The sequence below is a fragment of the Azonexus sp. genome (assembly GCF_041909095.1).
Taxonomy (GTDB): Bacteria; Pseudomonadota; Gammaproteobacteria; order Burkholderiales; family Rhodocyclaceae; genus Azonexus.
The window spans coordinates 1-17,502 of record NZ_JAYREB010000005.1; the positions used below are offsets into that span (position 1 = coordinate 1).

Consider the following 17,502-nt stretch of genomic DNA (forward strand, 5'->3'; position numbering starts at 1 on the left):
ACCGTGAAGCTCACCACCGTCAGCGTGTCGTCAAGATCGCTGTCGTTCTCCAGCACGTTGCCGCTCGCCACCGCGTCTTCGAACACCGTCTTCGTGTCCGCAACCAGAACGCTCGGGTCGTTCACCGGCGTGACGCCGATCGTCACCGTCGATGTCGCCGTGCCGCCCTTGCCGTCGTCGATCGTCACCGTGAAGCTGTCAGTTCCGTTGTAGTCCGGGCCCGGCACATAGGTCCAGGTACCGTCGCCATTGACCGTCACCGTGCCGTGCTGCGGGTCGTTGCCCTTGCCGTAGGTTAGCGTGTCGCCGTCCTTGTCCGAGCCGACGACGCGACCGGAAACCGGCGTGTCTTCCTGGGTCGTGACGTTGTAGTTGCCGGTCGTCGGATCGAAGTTCGGGTTGCTCGGATCGTCCGGAATCGGCGGGTCATTGACCGGCGTGACGCCGATCGTCACCGTCGACGTTGCCGTGCCGCCCTTCCCGTCGTCGATCGTCACGGTGAAGCTGTCAGTTCCGTTGTAGTCCGGGCCCGGCACATAGGTCCAGGTGCCGTCGCCATTGACCGTCACCGTGCCGTGCTGCGGGTCGTTGCCCTTGCCGTAGGTCAGCGGGTCGCCGTCCTTGTCCGAGCCGACGACGCGACCGGAAACCGGCGTGTCTTCCTGCGTCGTCACGCTGTAGTTGCCGCTCGTCGGGTCGAAGTTCGGGTTGGTCGGATCGTCCGGGATCGGCGGATCATTGACCGGCGTCACGCCGATCGTCACCGTCGACGTCGCGATTCCGCCATTGCCGTCGTCGATCGTCACCGTGAAGCTGTCGCCGCCGTTGTAGTCCGGGTCCGGCACATAGGTCCAGGTGCCGTCGCCATTGACCGTAACCGTGCCGTGCTGCGGGTCGTTGCCCTTGGCGTAGGTCAGCGGGTCGCCGTCCTGATCGACGGCGACGACACGACCGGAAACCGGGGTGTCTTCATCCGTGGTCACCGTGTAATCGGTGGCGGCAGGAGCTTCGTTTTCCTGATTGAGGTCGCCGCCGTTGAAGCTGTCTTCCGCCGCCAGACGCTCGGTGGAGAATTGATAGGACTGCCCGCCAACGCTTTCGACGATGCGGGCGAATTCGACGAAGCCATGCCCTTCGTTGCCGGCGCCAGCCTCACCGGCCGCGGTGGCTTCTGCTTCGAGCAGGGCATCGAGGTCGCTACCCTGGGCGATGACTGCGGCAATCGGCGCCAGTGCCTTGCCGTCATTGGCCAGCGCGCTGTCGCTGGCATCAGGCTTTTCAAGCGCCGCCACTTCGGCGTCGAGGGTCACGCTCTGCTGGCCGGCAACAGTGACATTGCGGCCATCATTCATGGTCAGCACGACTTGCGTGCCATTGCCGGAAACTACCGTTTCACCTTCGCGGAGGACATCCCCGACCTTGAGCGGGCGCAGATTACCGGACGCGTCGCGGGCGAACGCTTCGCCGTTGATCGACAATACTTTTGCAATGACAGCAGCCATTTTGATTCTCCAGACACGGAAGGTGATACCTCAGTGTAGGGAGTCAAATAGAGCTTGACTATTGAACCAAAGTCCAGTTGCCAATGGCATCTATAGCTTGACGCCGTTGATCCTCAGTGAAAGCTGCAAGCGGTCACGCGCACCGGTCTTCTCGAAGATCGCGGTAAGGTGCGCCTTGACGGTGCGCTCGGCGATCTGCAGGCGATCGGCGATTTCCTTGTTGCTGGCCCCTGCGGCGACCAGCCTGGCCACCTGCTGCTCGCGTTCGGAAAGCCCGGGCAGAGGGTCGTCGGAGGACAGCTTGCCGCGCTGCGCCAGGGCCCGGGTGGTATTGCCGATCACCTGCTGCAGCAGCGACTGGCCAACCCACAAGCCGCCATTGGCAACCACCAGCGCCACCTGCTTCAGCACCTCGGGCGCGGCATGCGTGTTGCAGCAACCGGCCGCGCCAGCGGAGAGGCTCTCCAGCGTCAGCGCGTCGCTCGGCTCGTCAGCCAGGATCACCGTCCGGTAGCCGGGCAAGGCGGCCGGCAGATGCGGCAGGACGTCGCCGAGCTTTTCGCCGGTGCGCAAGCGGCACCAGCGGATGCCAACCCCGCTGCCATCGCCACCGGCGGTCGCCCGCCGCGAGACGACTGCTGCTGCCGGCATCGCATCGCGCCAGTTGGGCAACATCCGGGCTTCCCGGTCTACGATCAGATGGTTCATCAACGCTCCGTCATGGCGACGCTCTTGGCCCGCAGGACGGGCTTGAGCAGGTAGGTCAGGACGCTCTTCTTGCCAGTCAGGATATCAACTTCCGCGACCATCCCGGGAATAATCGGCAGGTTGGCATCGCCAAAACCAGGCTTGCTGGTGCGCACGCGGACCAGATAGAAGGCGTTGCCCTTCTCGTCGGTCACGGTGTCGGCACCGATGTGCTCCAGCGTTCCCTCGAGACCGCCATAGACGGCGAAATCATAGGCCGAGAACTTCACCATGGCCGGCTGCCCCGGCCGCAGGAAGGCGATGTCGCGCGGCAGGACGCGGGCTTCCAGGAGCAGCGCGTCCTCGAGCGGAACGATCTCGATCATGTCCTTGCCCGGCTGGACGACGCCGCCGACGGTATTGACCAGCAGGCGCTTGACCACGCCGCGCACCGGCGAGCGGATCGACGACTGCTTGACCCGGTCGGACAGCGCGACGCTGCCTTCGGCCAGGCCGCTCAGCTTGGTCATCGTCTCCGACAGCTCACGCCCGGCTTCGTTACGGAAGCTCAATTCAACCTCCTCGATCTTGCGGTGCGCTTCGGAGATTGCCGCCTGGATGCGTGTGATCTGCGCCGACGCCATGTCGCGCTCACCGCGATAGCGCGAAACGTCGCGCTCCAGGCGCAACAGGTCGACTTCGGAAACGGCGCCGGAATTGATCAGCGGCCGCGTCTGCGCCAGTTCCTGCGAGGTCAGGTCATAGCCTTGCGAAGCCTGCGCCCGGCGGGCGCTCGCCTCGTTCAGTTCCTGCTGACGCTGGGCCAGTTGCTGGCGGGCGATCGACACGGCGGCGTCGAGTTCGCTGCGGCGGGCGAGGAAAAGCTGGCTTTCCTGGGTCGCTATATCCGGCGCTTCCTTGGTCACCTCTTCCGGCGGCACGAACGCCTTGCCTTCCGAAATTGCCCGCAGGCGCGCCGCCTTGGCGAGCAGGCCGAGATACTGGGCGCGGTTCTCCTTGACCGAGGAAACGAAGCGCGTCTCGTCAATCTTGATCAGCAGCTGGTTCTCTTCGACGACATCGCCTTCGCGCACCTGGATATCGGACACCAGGCCACCGTCGATCGACTGCAGCACCTGCACCTGGCGAGACGGAATGACCCGGCCTTCACCGCGCGTCACCTCGTCAAGCCGGGCAAAAGCCGCCCAGACGAAGAAGAGCACGAAGACGAGAATGATCGAACGCAGCAGGACGCGCGCCCGCAACGGCTCCTGACGCAGGATGGCAAGGTCGGCGTCGGTGGCGAAATCGACGACCTCGATTTCCTCGCGGTTGGGCAGGCGTCCGAGCAGGCGCTCGACGCGCGGCCGGGCACGCTGTGCCACCCTTTCCAACCAGGCGTGGAGGGCGCTCAGGAAGGCTTTCAAGCGACTCATGACGCCCTCCCGATGCGACCGCTCTGCAGCGCCTGGATGACCTGGTCACGCGGGCCGTCGGCGACCACCTTGCCATCGTCGATGACGATGATGCGGGTCGCCAGATCGAGCAGGCTGTTGCGATGGGTGACGATGATCACCGTCTTGTGTGCGGCGATCGTCTTCAGGCGCTCCTTGAACTGCTGCTCGGACGAGAAGTCCATCGCGCTGGTCGGTTCGTCGAGCAGCAGGATCGGCGGGTCCATCAGGAAGGCGCGGGCGATCGCCACGCCCTGGCGCTGACCGCCGGACAGCGATTCGCCACGCTCGCCGATCATCATTTCGAAACCGTCCGGATGGCGATTGACGAATTCCGTCAGGCCGCCCGCCTCGGCCGCCGCCAGGATCGCCGTGTCGTCGGCGAAGGGCGCGCCGATCGAGATGTTGTCGCGCAGCGTGCCGTAGAACAGCGTCACGTCCTGCGGCACATAACCGATGTTGCGCCGCAGGTCGGCCGGATCGAGCTGGCGCACGTCCACCCCGTCGATGCTGACCGCGCCGCCGGTGGTCTGGTACAGCCCCATCAGCAGTTTCTGCAAGGTCGTCTTGCCGGAGCCGATGCGACCGATGACGACCACCTTCTCGCCTTCACGGATCGCGAAGCTGACGCTCTTCAGCGCCGCCACCTGAGTGTTCGGATAGTTGAAGGCGACGTCGCGAAATTCGATGTTGCCGCGCAGTTCGGGACGATGGACGAAATTGGCGTCGTTCGGCCGCTCGACCGGGTTGGCCATGACCTGTTCGAGCGAGGTCAGCGCCACCTTGGCGTTGTGATACTGCATCAGCAGGCCAACCACCTGGCCGAGCGGCGCCACCGCCCGCGACGACAGCATGGTGCAGGCGATCAGCCCGCCCATGCTGAGCATGCCTTCGCTGATCAGATAGACACCGGCGATGACGACCATCACATTGACCAGCTGCTGCACTTCCATCGCCCCGTTGGTCGCCGCCGCCGAGAGGAAACGCATCTGGTTGTTGACGCGGGCGACGAAGGCCACCGATTTTTCCCACTTGTTCTGCATGACACCTTCGGCGCCCTGCGTCTTGATCGTTTCCAGCGCTGTCAGGCTCTCGATCAGCGTCGCGTTGCGCAAGGCGCCGGCGCGGTAGGTCGTTTCCGACAGTTCGTGCATCTTGTGCTGCAGCACGTAGGCGTAGATCGTCACCAGAATCATCGCCGCCAGCACCGGGAAGATCAGCGGCCAGGCAATGATGCCGATGACGAGCAGGAAGAGCAGCGCAAACGGCAGATCGATGAAGGTGGTGACCGTCGCCGAGGTGATGAAGTCGCGCACCGACTCGAAGGAGCGCAGGTTGGAGGCGAAGGAGCCGACCGCCGCCGGCCGCGCCTCCATGCGCACGCCGAGGACGCGTTCCATGATCCTGGCCGACAACTGCATGTCGATGCGGGCGCTGGCGAGATCGATGAAATAGCCACGCAGCGTGCGCAGCACCAGATCGACGACAATCACCAGCGCAACGCCGAAAGCCAGCACCCAGAGCGTCTCGATCGCCCGGTTCGGCACCACCCGGTCATAGACGTTCATCGTGAACAGCGGCATGGTCAGCGCCATCACGTTGATCAGCAGCGCGGCCGCCAGCACGTCGCGATAGACCGGCCACTGGTCGGCCATGGCGCCCCAGAACCAGTGGCGCAGCTTGACCTCGCCGACCTGCGGGGTGCGCTTGTCGAAACGGAAATGCGGCCGGGCAAAGATGGCGATCCCGGTATAGCGTGCGGCGAGTTCGGCGCGGCCGAGGACGACCGTACCCTGCCCGGTTTCCGGGAACAGCAGGCGGGCGCTTTCGCCGCTTTCGTCCCAGCCGAGCAGGACGCAGGCTTCCTCGCCGTGCAGCATGAGGACGGCCGGTAGCAGCACGGCGTCGATGCGCTCGAGCGGCCGCCGCGACAGTTTGGCGGAAAGGCCGGCGCGGGCGGCAGCACGCGGAAACAAGGACGGCGTGAGAACGCCCTTTTCCAGCGGCAGCCCGGCAACCAGCGCAGCGCGGGTGCCCGGACGACCATGAATACGGGTCAGTTCGACCAGGCAGTCAAGCAGTGGATCGTGGTGCAATAAATCCGCCCGCACGCCGGTTTTGACCGCCTCAACGGAAATGCTCATCCCTGTTGTTGCCCTTCATGTTATTCGTATGGTTGCGGGATTCTACCTTTCAGCCCCCCGGCAAATGCAAAACATTGCAAATGGCGTCGTTCCACGAGCATGCCTCAGGGCACGAAAGGCTGCAAGCGCCGGGGCACCCGATGATTGCCCAGATGCACGTAGTCGGGCAGACCGTCGCGAAAGGGCGGCGGGTCCTCGCCCTCGATCAGCGGCTGCAGATAGGCCCGGCAGATGTCGGTGATATGAAAACCGTCGGCGGCAATGAATTCAGCCGGCATCCGCCGCTCCCGGTTGGCCACCGCGGTCAGCGGGACTTCGCCGATTTCCCAGCGGTAGGGCCGCTCGCCCAGACGGCGCAGGGTCAGCATGATGTCGCTGCGCCCGGCCAGCGCCCGGTCGACGGCGGCAACGCCAAGGGCATGCGCCTGCGCGACGTCGGTGCCGGAAGCGAGGTGACGTGCCGCCCGCTGCAGGTAGTCGGCGAGCGCCAGGTGGTACTTGTAACCAAGGCGGGCGTGGATCAGTTCGGCGACGTAGCGGCCGACGCCGCCGGCCCGGGTGTGACTGGGCAGCTCGCTCTGCGGCAGGGCGCCGATCTCGCAGCCGCCCTCGTCGCACAGGCCTTCGGCGGCGGCGATGGTGCAGTAGCCGAAACGCTGGACACAGGCCTCGACGCGGGCGAGGAAGCGCTCGGCGTCGAAGCGGACTTCCGGAAACAACAGCAGGTGCGGCGGCTCGCCTTCGTGGCCGCTGGCCAGTCCGGCGGCGGCAGCGATCCAGCCGGCGTGGCGGCCCATCGCTTCGAGGATGAAGATGCGGGTCGAGGTGCGCGCCATCGAGGCGACGTCGAAGCCGGCTTCGCGCATCGAGGTCGCCACGTACTTGGCGACCGAACCGAAACCGGGGCAGGTATCGGTCAGCACCAGGTCGTTGTCGACGGTTTTCGGCAGGCCGATCACCTGCAGCGGATAGCCGAGTTCGGCAAGCGTCTGCGACAAATGCCAGGCAGCACCCATGCTGCCATCGCCGCCGTTGATGAAGAGATAGCCGATGTCGTAGGCGCGAAAGACCTCGACCAGCCGCTCGAAATGGCGCCGGTGCGTGGCCAGCGGCCCGAGGTGGTAGCGGCTGGAGCCGAAGGCGCCGCCGGGCGCGTAGCGCAGGCGGGCGATGTCGGTGTCGGTCTCGAGGTCGGTGTCGATCAGTTCCTCGGTCAGCGCGCCGAGGATGCCGTCGTGGCCGGCGTACACCTTGCCGATCCGCTCCGGGTACTGCAAACGCAAACGGCGTGCTTCCTGGATCAGGCCGCACGCCGTCGCGTTGATGACGGCGGTGACGCCTCCCGACTGCGCGTAGAAGGCGTTTCTCGCCACCATGGTTTTACTTCAGGGCGTCGAAAACCGCCGCGGTGATGTTGTCGACACTGCCGACGCCAGCAATCTTGCGCACCTGCGGCGCTGCCGCGTCGCCTTCGGCCGCCCACTTGCCGTAGAAATCGACCAGCGGCTTGGTCTGCGAGTGATAGACGTCGAGCCGCTTCTTCACCGTTTCTTCCTTGTCGTCGTCGCGCTGGACCAGGTCTTCGCCGGTGACGTCGTCCTTGCCTTCGACCTTGGGCGGGTTGAACTTGACGTGGTAGGTGCGGCCCGACGCCAGGTGGGCGCGGCGGCCAGCCATGCGTTCGATGATGTCGCTGTCGGGAACGTCGATTTCCAGAACGAACTCGATCGGCACGCCGGCATCCTTCATTGCCTGCGCTTGCGGAATGGTGCGCGGGAAGCCGTCGAACAGGTAACCGTTCTGGCAGTCGTCCTGTTGCAGGCGGTCCTTGACCATGCCGATGATCACGGCGTCCGGCACCAGGCCGCCGGCGTCCATGTGCTTCTTGGCTTCCAGGCCGAGCGGGGTGCCGGCCTTGACCTGGGCGCGCAGCATGTCGCCGGTGGAAATCTGCGGAATCCCGAATTTTTCGCAGATGTACTTGGCCTGCGTACCCTTGCCGGCGCCGGGTGCGCCCAAAAGAATCAGTTTCATGGAAAGTCCCTCTGGTTACGTATGAAAATTCTTGTTGTCGGCTGTTGTGGCGCCGTTCTCTAGGCGACCGAAATTACCTGCTTATTCAGGTACGGTCAAACAGTTTGCGCATCCGCTCGGCGTCTTCCGGCGTATCGACACCGGGCGCCGGCGCCGCCTCCACCAGGGCGACGCTGATCCGGTAGCCATGCCACAGGGCGCGCAGCTGTTCGAGCGCCTCGAACTGCTCGGTCGGCGCCACGGCGAGGCCGGCGTAGGCCTTCAGGAAGCTGGCCCGGTAAGCGTAGAGGCCGACGTGACGCAGCGCCGGCAGCCCGTCGGGCAGGCTGGCGCCACCGCCCTCGCGGGCGAAATGGTCACGCGCATAAGGAATCGGCGCGCGCGAGAAATAGGCGGCATCGCCGTCGGCACGGCAAACCACCTTGACCACGTTGGGGTTGAAGAAATCGGCCGGCTCGGCGATCGGATGCGCGACGGTGGCGATGTCGGCGCCGCTGACTGCAAGCTGGCGCGCGGTATGGACGATGACCTCCGGCTCGATCAGCGGCTCGTCGCCCTGCACGTTGACGACGATGGTGTCGTTGCTCCAGCCGCGCTGGGCCACTACTTCGGCCAGACGGTCGGTGCCGGTGGCGTGGTCGGCGCGCGTCATCAGCGCGGCGACTTCGTGCGCCTCGCAGGCAGCACGCACTTCCGGATGATCGGTCGCCACCCAGACCTCCTCGGCACCTGCCAGGCGCGCCCGCTCGGCAACGCGGACGACCATCGGCTTGCCGCCGAGATCGAGCAGCGGCTTGGCCGGCAGGCGGCTCGACGCGTAACGCGCCGGAATGACGATCTTGAACGCCGGCGCCATCAGGCTTCGTCGGCGCCCAGCGGCCGCGCCTCATCCTCGAGCATGACCGGGATGTCGTCGCGGATCGGGTAGGCCAGCTTGCACGGCTTGCACACCAGCTCCTGCGCCGCCTTGCGGAATTCGAGGGGGCCCTTGCAGATCGGGCAGACGAGTATTTCAAGCAATCGGGCGTCCACGGAGTTTCTCCACTATCAAATCGGTCAATGCCGGCGGCAGATCGGCGTCAACGGGCAGAACCCAGGTCTCCGCCGCCGTCAGTCCGGCGCATTTTACTGCATCCTTCTCGGTCATCAGCAGCACCGCGTCGTCGCCGAAAGCGAGGTCGCCGGCCGCATAGGCGTGATGATCGGGGAAGGGATGGGGCACACAGTCGAGTCCTAGGCCGGCCAGCGTGCGGAAAAACCGGCCGGGATCGCCGATCCCGGCCACCGCGTGCAGCGGCCGGCCGCGCAGTTGAGCGGCGGCGCAGCGAACGGCCGGATCGTCGAGGCGGTAGAAGTCGCCGGCGCGCAGGGTCATGGCAAACGCCGGTCGGCCACCGGCCAGCTCGGCCGCAGTGAAATCGTTGCCGACCACGGCATCGACTTCGGCCAGCCGCGCCAGCGGCTCGCGCAGCGGCCCCAGCGGCAGGCGCCAGCCGTTGCCGGCGCCGCGCCGGTCGAAGACGGCGATCTCGACATCGCGCGCCAGCCGGTAATGCTGCAGGCCGTCGTCGCAGAGCAGCAGGTCGACCCCGGGATGCGCCGCCAGCAGCGCCCGACCAGCCGCCGCGCGGTCGCGCCCGACCCACACCGGGACGCTGCTACGGCGGGCGAGCAGCAAGGGTTCATCGCCGACCTCGGCCGGCGTCGACGCCGCCAGCACCTGGCGCGGTAAAGCCGCCGCACCGCCGTAGCCGCGGCTGACGATGCCGGGGCGGAAACCGCGCGCCGCCAGCGCGCCGGCCAGCCACAGCGTCAGCGGTGTCTTGCCGGCGCCGCCGACAGTCAGGTTGCCGACGACGACGACCGGCACCGCCAGCCGTTGCGGCCGAGCCTGCCGGCGCCGCCAGGCGGCAAGGCCGACGAACAGCAGGTTGAGCGGCAAAAGCAGCGGCAGCAGAAGCCAGAACGCCGGCGTCAGCCGGCGTTCGTACCAGTTTCGCTGCAACCAGCCGGCGAGCATCACTCGGGCGACTGGGTGGCGAAGGAGATGTGCGGATAGCCCGCCGACTGCGCGGCCTGCATGACGTCGATGACGCGCTGGTGGGTCGCCTTGGCGTCGGCGTTGATGACGATCACCGGCTCCTTGCGCCCGGCTGCCGCCTGCTGTAGCGCCGCCGAAATCGCCTCGATCTCGCCGGAAGCGAGCGGCGCCTTGTTGACCAGGATCTGGCCGGCGGCGGTCACCGCGACGTCGATCTCGTTCGGCTGCTGGTTTTCCTGGGTGACGTCGGCCGTCGGCAGGTTGATCTCGAGGCCGGAGAACTTCGAGTAAGTCGTCGTCAGCATCAGGAAGATGATGATCACCAGCAGCACGTCGATCATCGGGATCAGGTTGATTTCCGGCTCTTCGCGGCCGCGTCCGCGCTGGAAATTCATCGCTTACTTCCGGTCGCCGTGCATCACTTCGACCAGGCGCACCGCCTGCTGCTCCATCTCGACGACGAAGCCGTCGACCAGCGCCCGGAAATGACGCCAGAAGATCAGGCTGGGAATCGCGATGAAGATGCCGAAACCGGTGTTGTACAGGGCGATCGAAATGCCGTGCGCCAGTTGCTGCGGGCTGCCGGTACCCGGCGCCTGCGAGCCGAAGATCTCGATCATCCCGATGACGGTGCCGAACAGCCCCATCAGCGGGCTGATCGAGGCGATGGTGCCGAGCGTCGTCAGGTAGCGATTGAGTTCATGCGCGACCGCCGAACCGGCTTCCTCAATCGACTCCTTCATCACTTCGCGCGAGTTGTTCACGTTGCGCAGGCCGGCCGCCAGCACGCGACCGAGCGGCGAATGACGGTCCAGCTCGTCGAACAGCTTGCCGTTATCGGCACCGCGCCGGAACTCGCCGACCGCCCGTTGCAACAGGCCCGTCGGCACAATCTTTGCCCGGCGCAGGCTGATCAGGCGCTCGATGATCAGCGCCATGGAGATGACCGAAGCCAGCAACAGAGGCCAGATGGGCCAACCGGCCGCTTTGACGATTTCAAACACTTGACGTTGTCCTTGGGGAAATTCCAGCCCGCAATTCTGCCTCCCCGGCGGCGCAGGGGCAAGCACGACGATTTTCCGGTGCCGCCGCGGCTTATCCCCAAAAGCTGTGGATAAGTCTGTGGAAGAGCTGTCATCAGTCGCCGCAAACCCGCAAGAAACAAGGCTTTCGCCTGCCCTGCCAAAAAACGAGGCATAGAATAAAAATCACCTAAAATCAACAACTTGAAAATCAACAGAAATGTCAAGCGCCTACCAGAAAAAGCCATCCGCAGGTAGAATGCCGCCATGCCTTCCCCCCTGCCGCCTGTCAATAACTCCGTACTCAGCGTCAGCGCGCTCAACCGTCTGGTGCGCGACTGCCTGGAATCGGCCTTCCCCTTGCTCTGGGTGAGCGGCGAAATATCCAACCTGACGCGGGCCGCCTCCGGCCACGTCTATTTCTCGCTCAAGGACGGCAACGCCCAGGTGCGCTGCGTGATCTGGCGCAACCGGGCGCAACTCCTCGGCTGGCGCCCGGAAAACGGGCAGAAGGTGGAAGCCAGCGCGCTGGTCTCCTTCTACGAGGCGCGCGGCGAATTCCAGCTCACCGTCGAATCGCTGCGTCGCGCCGGCCAGGGCGATCTCTACGAACGCTTCCTGCGGCTCAAGGCGCAACTTGAGGGCGAAGGCCTCTTCGCCGCCGAGCGCAAGCGCCCGCTGCCGCCCTACCCACGGCGCCTGGCCATCGTCACCAGCCTGCAGGCGGCGGCACTGCGCGACGTGCTGAGCACGCTGCACCGGCGCGCCCCCTACCTCGCCATCGAAATCCACCCGGCGCCGGTCCAGGGCGACGGCGCAGCCAGCCGCATTGCCGCCGCCCTGGCCGCCGCCGGCAACGGCAGCGCCGACGCCGTCATCCTCTGCCGCGGCGGCGGCAGCATCGAAGACCTCTGGGCCTTCAACGAGGAAGCCGTCGCCCGCGCCATCGTCGCCTGCCCGCTGCCAGTGGTCGCCGGCATCGGCCACGAAACCGACTTCACCATCGCCGACTTCGCCGCCGACCGCCGCGCCCCGACGCCGACCGCCGCCGCCGAACTGCTCTCCCCGGAACGCGCCACGCTGCTGGCCCGCGTCGACGAACTGCAACGACGCCTGCAGCGCGCCGGCCAACGCCGCCTCGCCGAACACCAGCAAAGCCTCGACTGGCTGCGCTCGCGCCTGATCCACCCGGCACAGGCCCTGCTCCGCCAGCGCCAGCACCTGGAGCGCCTCGGCGATCGCCTGCAGCGCGCCCAGGCCGCCGGCCTGCTGCGCCAGCGCCTGGCGCTCAGCACGCTGGCCCGCCGTGCCGCCGGCTGCCGACCGCAAACCGAGACGCACGAAAAAGCCCTGGCGCACCTCGCCCACCGGCTGCAACAGGCCAGCCGCGGGCTACTCGGCGAACAGCGGATGAAACTAAATGGCCTTGCCGGCAGTCTCAGGCAACTGGACCCGCAAGCAGTGCTGGCCCGCGGCTACGCGCTGGTCAGCAATGCCGACGGCAGGCCGCTGCGCGACAGCCTGGCGGTCAGTCCCGGCGACCGGCTGCAGATCCGGCTGGCGCACGGCGGACTGGCGGCGACGGTCAATCAGGTTGTCGCCCCGCAAGAAGCTGACTAGAATTTTCGAGTTACCCCTGACAAACAACGGAGAATATCAATGGAACACCAACTGCCCGCTCTGCCCTACGCCAAGGACGCACTCGTCCCGCACATGTCGGTCGAAACCTTCGACTACCACCACGGCAAGCACCATCAGGCCTATGTCACCAACCTGAACAACCTGATCAAGGGCACCGAATACGAAGCCCTCGACCTCGAGGCCATCGTCAAGAAGGCCCCGGCCGGCGGCGTGTACAACAACGCGGCGCAAGTCTGGAACCACACTTTCTTCTGGAACTGCATGAAGCCGAACGGCGGCGGTGCACCGAGCGGCGCGCTGGCTGCCGCGATCGACGCCAAGTGGGGTTCCTTCGACGCCTTCAAGAGCGCCTTCCAGACCTCGGCCGTCGGCAACTTCGGCTCCGGCTGGACCTGGCTGGTCAAGAAGGCTGACGGTTCGCTCGACATCGTCAACATGGGCGCCGCGGGCACCCCGCTCACCACCGGCGACCAGGCCCTGCTCTGCGTCGACGTCTGGGAACACGCCTACTACATCGACCACCGCAACCTGCGCCCGAAGTTCGTCGAAACCTTCCTGACCCACCTGGTCAACTGGGATTTCGTCGAAGCCAACTTCGCCGGCTGAGCGGGATATTTCTGGATAGAAACTCGTAACAAGGGTTTCTCAATCTAAAAAGAGGGAGCATTCAACTCCCTCTTTTTCATTGCACAATCGCTTGACGCTATCCACTTCTCGGCCGGAGTGGCCGGTCGTTTGAGAGGCCCCATGGCAACTATCGACCCAAAGGCGACGGCCAGGGTCTCGAAACGCGGACCTTCAACGTAGAGGTAACAGGCGACCGCCCGCAGGCGTTTCCCGGACTGACTGCGGCGCAATAATAGATAGCGCTTTCCCGCCCCACTTACCGGACGTCCTATTCACCAGAATGTTAGCCTGCCGGCGATTCGTGCTTGCTTCTGGTTTTCAGATATCTGTACCATCTTGGCAGCAGCCTTCAGCTGACAAGAAGTTAAATACCGAATAATAAAAGTGATGATATAACCTATGACAATATTTGCGACGAAGAAGATAGCCCCAATCTTCAGGTCTTTGAAAATCATGTAGTAAATGAAGTAGAACCAAGAGAAATACAGTGGGATTGCTATCAAATATAGCAATCCCTTGAGCAAAGTAATCAAATAGAACATTTGTTTTTCACGACTTGCAGAAGTGTTATGTTCGACACCATTAGTGAATGCCGTTGCGTGTCAAAGGCAAACATCTATCGTGTCGTTTTAAGGCTTATCGCATTTAAATGTGATACCGAGAGCGAGATAGGTTGCCATTGCCCCCCTGTCACCCGCACTACGACGCGCTAGCTCAATGAGTTCTGGACGCGCATTCAAAGCAACCACGACTTGGCGAGCAAGTTCGCTTGGCCTAATAGAAGGCCTGTCAAAACATGGGTCCGGGAGAGGAACTGCGGTTTGGCGCTTAAGTGTTGCTGCCATGATTCCATCAAGGACTCCAAGGCAGTAAACGCCGTGAATCGCGTCCTCACCAGTGGCGTTTTTTTGCTGTTCAGCAACTACTTTGCAACCTCTAACCAAGTCCGGAGTGAACGCCCATGAAGGAGCAGGCATGAAAGCGCTTAGCAGCAATACAGCGGCAAGTGTGTTTTTTAGCATATTTGACCTTTAAAAAGGATTAACTGCTTTCTGTGCCCAAAAGCACCGGCCTGCACATTTTTTCGCGCAGGTCCGTGAATAGAAGGTTAGCCCCCAGCATGGAGACGCCCCCTGAACATGTGGATATTCCTAGCTTCGCTTTTTGGTAGAAGCCCAACTTTTTCCGATGCGAAGGGCCTGGGAAGATTGGCCCCCTTGGTAATTCTGCTGTCGATATACCAGTCGGCGCGGTGATGCTTTAGCGCCTTCTCGATAATGAAGCAATTCGCCATAGCCCAACTTGATGTCTTGAGCACAACGGCCCGTGGTTGGTTTGCAATTTGACCGTTGAAAACAGCCGGCGCTGTTGTGTCGTCTGGAAATGCTAGGCCCTTGACCGATATCGCATACATCGCGGCGCCACACTGTTGCTCAATGAACGACTTGAAATCGTCTAGTTCTGTAAAAAATGTCTTTTTCGTCCAATTTTGTTCTGTCGTGTAAGACAGCAGAAGAACCGAGTCATTCCAAACGTAGCCATGGCTATGGAGGGGAAGGCCGTGATTAATCTTTGCCACCGCATGGTTATGCATCTTAATCATGGCCGAGGACCCCTTTCCGGATACCGCAAGGGTTCTGGTCCCGGCGAGATCAAAGGCCGTAATTATGCAGGAAGGCCAATTGCCAGTGCGCATATCTCTGAAGGCTAACGTTTCAATTCGAACAGCAAAATTGCTGCATAACTTGGCTGGTTGCCGGATAACCTGGCCGGGCGCGCCTTGCGGGAAACGGCTTGTGCGCTCGGCTTTCGTAACGGCCATGCGGTTTTATACCGTATTAAATCGAGCATGAAAACCGGCACGGCACGTTTGACGACGTCAGCACCGATCAATTCGAAAGGCATCTTGCCACAACCTGGAACAGGCGTCTGAAAGCAAGCAGGTTCAAAGGGAACGTGCACGACTTTCTGCTCCCTCCCCCATCCACTGACCGGCAGGTTTCTGGAGCCTGCTGTCAGGGACGGCTCCTGGCCGATGGCTGCCAATTGCTGATCGAAGTTCCAAGGTCCGTTCAGGCGGAAAAGCTGTCGTTGGCCAGCCCCCCATCTGCAACAGCACTCAGAAGTTGAATCAGCCAATAGAACCGCTTTGGTTTCGGGGGGACGTCGTTCCAACAAGAGCGCGCTGATCGCCTGGCGGCTTGATAGAATCCTCAAGCTTGGATCATCAGTTTCGATCCCGATTTTGCCGACCATTTGCCTTTGACAACACCGACCGAAGCCTCGCGCCGCCATCCGCCTCGCGGTGACCGCCGGGGAGGTTTTCCGATGAGTGATTTCGCTTGAGAATCCTGCTCGCCGAAGATGACGCGCTGATCGCTTCGGCGATCCTGTCCAGCCTGCGCAAACACGATTTCTCCGTGGACTGGGTCAGCGATGGCCAGGCCGTCGACGGGGCGATCCAGGCCCACGATTATGGAATGCTGATCCTCGACCTCGGCCTGCCGCACGTCGACGGCATCGACATCCTGAAACGCCTGGCTCACCGCAACAAACCCCTGCCGGCCCTCGTCATCACCGCTCGCGGCGGTCTCGACGACCGGGTCAGCGGCCTCAACGCCGGTGCCGACGACTACCTGGTCAAACCTTTCGAGCTCGACGAACTGGTCGCCCGCGTCTTCGCCCTGCGCCGCCGCACCCAGGGCTGGTCGCAGAGCGAACTGCGCCTCGGCGCACTCAGCGTCGACCCGCGCAAACGCCAGGTCAAGCTCGCCGACCAGGAAATCCACCTGTCGGACCGCGAATTCCGCCTGCTGATGGCGCTGATCGAAGTCCCCGGCGTCGTCCTCAGCATCCCGCAGCTCGAGGAAAGGCTGTACGGCTGGGGCGAGGAGATCGCCAGCAACTCGATCGAGGTGCAGCTGCACCGTCTGCGCAAGAAGCTGGGCAAGGCCTGGATCCGCAACATCCGCGGCATCGGTTTCAAGCTGGTCGATCCGTCGTGAATTCCGTCCTCGCCCGCCTGCTCGCCTGGCAGATCGGGACGCTGATCATCACCGCTGCCTTCGTCACCGCGCTGACCTACCGGATGACCTGGAACGAGTTCAGCCGCAGCCGTGACCTGTCGCTGGAACAGGTGGCCTGGGCGGTGATGCGTCACCACGGCATGCACCCGGAGATCTACGATCTCTCCAACCAGCAGCAGAGCATCATCAGCCAGGTCTGGGGCAGCGACGGCAAACTGCTTTTCGCTTCCCGCCCCGACCAGCCGCTGCCGCGCCAGAAGCCGGGGCTGAGCACCTTCACCTGGGCCGAGCAGGAATGGCACGCGATGGTCATCGAGGATCGCGGCAGCACCGTCCAGGTGGCCAATCCCGCCGATTCGCATGCCCTGTGGTTCCGCGAGTTCGGCAGCTCACTGATCGTCCCGTTCACGGTACTCGTCGTCATCATGGGCAGCTTCATCGCGATTGCTGCCGCCCAGGCCTTCCAGCCACTACGCCAGTTGCGCCAGGAAATCCGCGAGCGCAGCCCGGGCTTTCTCTCGCCGTTGCCGCGCACCGGCTATCCCGACGAGATGCTGGTCATCGTCGACGCCCTCAATGACATGTTCCAGCGCCTCGATCACGCCTTCCTTGCCCGCCAGCGCTTCATCGCCGACGCCGCCCATGAACTGCGTACGCCGCTCACCGCCATCGGCCTCAACGCCCAGGTCGTCGACAACGACAGCGACCCACTGGTCCGCCGGGAAGCCCTGAACAACCTGCGCAGCGGAGTCGACCGGGCATCGCACCTGGTCAGCCAGCTGCTCCACCTGGCGCGCTTCGATCCGCAGTTCGTCGCCCGCCGGACGATGGGCAGCGTCGACCTGCTGGCACTGGCGAAAACCGTCATCATCGAATGCGACATCCTCGCCGCCACCAAGGGCATCGACCTCGGTCTCGCCGAACAGATGCCGACTTCGCTGGTGGGCGACCCGGAAGCCCTGCGCATCCTGCTCTCCAACCTGATCGACAACGCCATCCGCTACACCCCGGCCGACGGTTGCATCGACGTCAGCATCACCCACGACCACGAATGCGCCCGCCTGAGCGTTGCCGACAACGGGCCGGGCATCCCGGCCAGCGAGCGCGAGCGGGTTTTCGAGGCCTTCTGCCGACTCGCCACGGCGGTCCCCGGCAGCGGCCTGGGGCTGGCCATCTCGCTCGAAATCGTCCGCCAGCACCACGGCCGGATCAGGCTCGACGACACGCCGGGCGGCGGTCTGACGGTGCTGGTCGAACTGCCGCTGAGTCAGCCTCAACTCATCCCGTCATCCTGATTTTCCTTAAGTCGTTTGTAAGCTCGCCT

Annotated in this window: 18 protein-coding genes; 4 read left to right on the plus strand and 14 right to left on the minus strand. The window is 63.9% G+C overall.

What is annotated here, in order from left to right; translation table 11 throughout:
• The 12 genes from ACE3OV_RS10865 to ACE3OV_RS10920 all read right to left on the minus strand — a co-directional run.
• The coding region (locus tag ACE3OV_RS10865; RefSeq protein ID WP_374327114.1) for a retention module-containing protein at positions 1 to 1,502 on the minus strand (1,502 nt) is incomplete at its 3' end.
• 90 nt (positions 1,503 to 1,592) lie between these two features.
• Complete coding sequence (locus ACE3OV_RS10870) at positions 1,593 to 2,210, minus strand: LuxR C-terminal-related transcriptional regulator (protein WP_374327115.1); 618 nt, start codon at positions 2,208 to 2,210, stop codon at positions 1,593 to 1,595.
• Positions 2,210 to 3,625, minus strand: coding sequence for an HlyD family type I secretion periplasmic adaptor subunit (locus ACE3OV_RS10875; protein ID WP_374327116.1), 1,416 nt, complete (start codon positions 3,623 to 3,625; stop codon positions 2,210 to 2,212). The genes ACE3OV_RS10870 and ACE3OV_RS10875 overlap by 1 nt, the downstream gene beginning before the upstream one ends.
• Complete coding sequence (locus tag ACE3OV_RS10880; protein WP_374327117.1) at positions 3,622 to 5,787, minus strand: type I secretion system permease/ATPase; 2,166 nt, start codon at positions 5,785 to 5,787, stop codon at positions 3,622 to 3,624. The genes ACE3OV_RS10875 and ACE3OV_RS10880 overlap by 4 nt, the downstream gene beginning before the upstream one ends.
• A gap of 104 nt (positions 5,788 to 5,891) precedes the next feature.
• Positions 5,892 to 7,163, minus strand: coding sequence for a 6-phosphofructokinase (locus ACE3OV_RS10885; RefSeq protein WP_374327118.1), 1,272 nt, complete (start codon positions 7,161 to 7,163; stop codon positions 5,892 to 5,894).
• A 4-nt stretch (positions 7,164 to 7,167) separates the two neighbouring features.
• Positions 7,168 to 7,821 (minus strand): adenylate kinase, encoded by a 654-nt coding sequence (gene adk / locus ACE3OV_RS10890; RefSeq protein ID WP_374327119.1) that lies wholly within the window; start codon positions 7,819 to 7,821, stop codon positions 7,168 to 7,170.
• A gap of 85 nt (positions 7,822 to 7,906) precedes the next feature.
• A complete protein-coding gene (kdsB, locus tag ACE3OV_RS10895; RefSeq protein ID WP_374327120.1) occupies positions 7,907 to 8,677 on the minus strand; it encodes a 3-deoxy-manno-octulosonate cytidylyltransferase in 771 nt (256 codons plus the stop codon).
• On the minus strand, positions 8,677 to 8,853 hold the full coding sequence (locus ACE3OV_RS10900) for a Trm112 family protein (RefSeq protein WP_374327121.1): 177 nt from the start codon (positions 8,851 to 8,853) through the stop codon (positions 8,677 to 8,679). Before ACE3OV_RS10900 ends, kdsB begins: the two co-directional genes overlap by 1 nt.
• Positions 8,834 to 9,841: a tetraacyldisaccharide 4'-kinase gene (gene lpxK / locus ACE3OV_RS10905; protein WP_374327440.1), complete on the minus strand. Its 1,008-nt coding sequence runs from the start codon at positions 9,839 to 9,841 to the stop codon at positions 8,834 to 8,836. The genes ACE3OV_RS10900 and lpxK overlap by 20 nt, the downstream gene beginning before the upstream one ends.
• A complete protein-coding gene (locus tag ACE3OV_RS10910; protein ID WP_374327122.1) occupies positions 9,841 to 10,257 on the minus strand; it encodes an ExbD/TolR family protein in 417 nt (138 codons plus the stop codon). The genes lpxK and ACE3OV_RS10910 overlap by 1 nt, the downstream gene beginning before the upstream one ends.
• A 3-nt stretch (positions 10,258 to 10,260) precedes the next feature.
• On the minus strand, positions 10,261 to 10,866 hold the full coding sequence (locus ACE3OV_RS10915; protein ID WP_374327123.1) for a MotA/TolQ/ExbB proton channel family protein: 606 nt from the start codon (positions 10,864 to 10,866) through the stop codon (positions 10,261 to 10,263).
• On the minus strand, positions 10,791 to 11,153 hold the full coding sequence (locus ACE3OV_RS10920) for a hypothetical protein (RefSeq protein WP_374327454.1): 363 nt from the start codon (positions 11,151 to 11,153) through the stop codon (positions 10,791 to 10,793). Before ACE3OV_RS10920 ends, ACE3OV_RS10915 begins: the two co-directional genes overlap by 76 nt.
• On the opposite strand from ACE3OV_RS10920, the gene xseA reads away from it, so the two are divergent.
• Positions 11,152 to 12,504, plus strand: coding sequence for an exodeoxyribonuclease VII large subunit (xseA, locus tag ACE3OV_RS10925; RefSeq protein ID WP_374327125.1), 1,353 nt, complete (start codon positions 11,152 to 11,154; stop codon positions 12,502 to 12,504). The genes ACE3OV_RS10920 and xseA overlap by 2 nt on opposite strands.
• A 39-nt stretch (positions 12,505 to 12,543) precedes the next feature.
• Positions 12,544 to 13,131, plus strand: coding sequence for a superoxide dismutase (locus ACE3OV_RS10930; RefSeq protein ID WP_374327126.1), 588 nt, complete (start codon positions 12,544 to 12,546; stop codon positions 13,129 to 13,131).
• A gap of 1,129 nt (positions 13,132 to 14,260) precedes the next feature.
• Here the strand turns inward: ACE3OV_RS10930 and ACE3OV_RS10935 are convergent.
• Positions 14,261 to 14,755 (minus strand): hypothetical protein, encoded by a 495-nt coding sequence (locus ACE3OV_RS10935; protein WP_374327128.1) that lies wholly within the window; start codon positions 14,753 to 14,755, stop codon positions 14,261 to 14,263.
• A gap of 104 nt (positions 14,756 to 14,859) precedes the next feature.
• A complete protein-coding gene (locus ACE3OV_RS10940) occupies positions 14,860 to 15,408 on the minus strand; it encodes a hypothetical protein (RefSeq protein ID WP_374327129.1) in 549 nt (182 codons plus the stop codon).
• Positions 15,409 to 15,494: 86 nt separating this feature from the next.
• Here ACE3OV_RS10940 and ACE3OV_RS10945 point away from each other — a divergent pair, with 86 nt between their 5' ends.
• Both ACE3OV_RS10945 and ACE3OV_RS10950 read left to right on the plus strand, forming a co-directional pair.
• Positions 15,495 to 16,157: a response regulator gene (locus ACE3OV_RS10945; RefSeq protein WP_374327131.1), complete on the plus strand. Its 663-nt coding sequence runs from the start codon at positions 15,495 to 15,497 to the stop codon at positions 16,155 to 16,157.
• Entirely contained in the window at positions 16,154 to 17,473 is a 1,320-nt protein-coding gene (locus ACE3OV_RS10950) for a sensor histidine kinase (protein ID WP_374327132.1), read from the plus strand. Before ACE3OV_RS10945 ends, ACE3OV_RS10950 begins: the two co-directional genes overlap by 4 nt.
• The last annotated feature ends 29 nt before the right edge of the window (positions 17,474 to 17,502 follow it).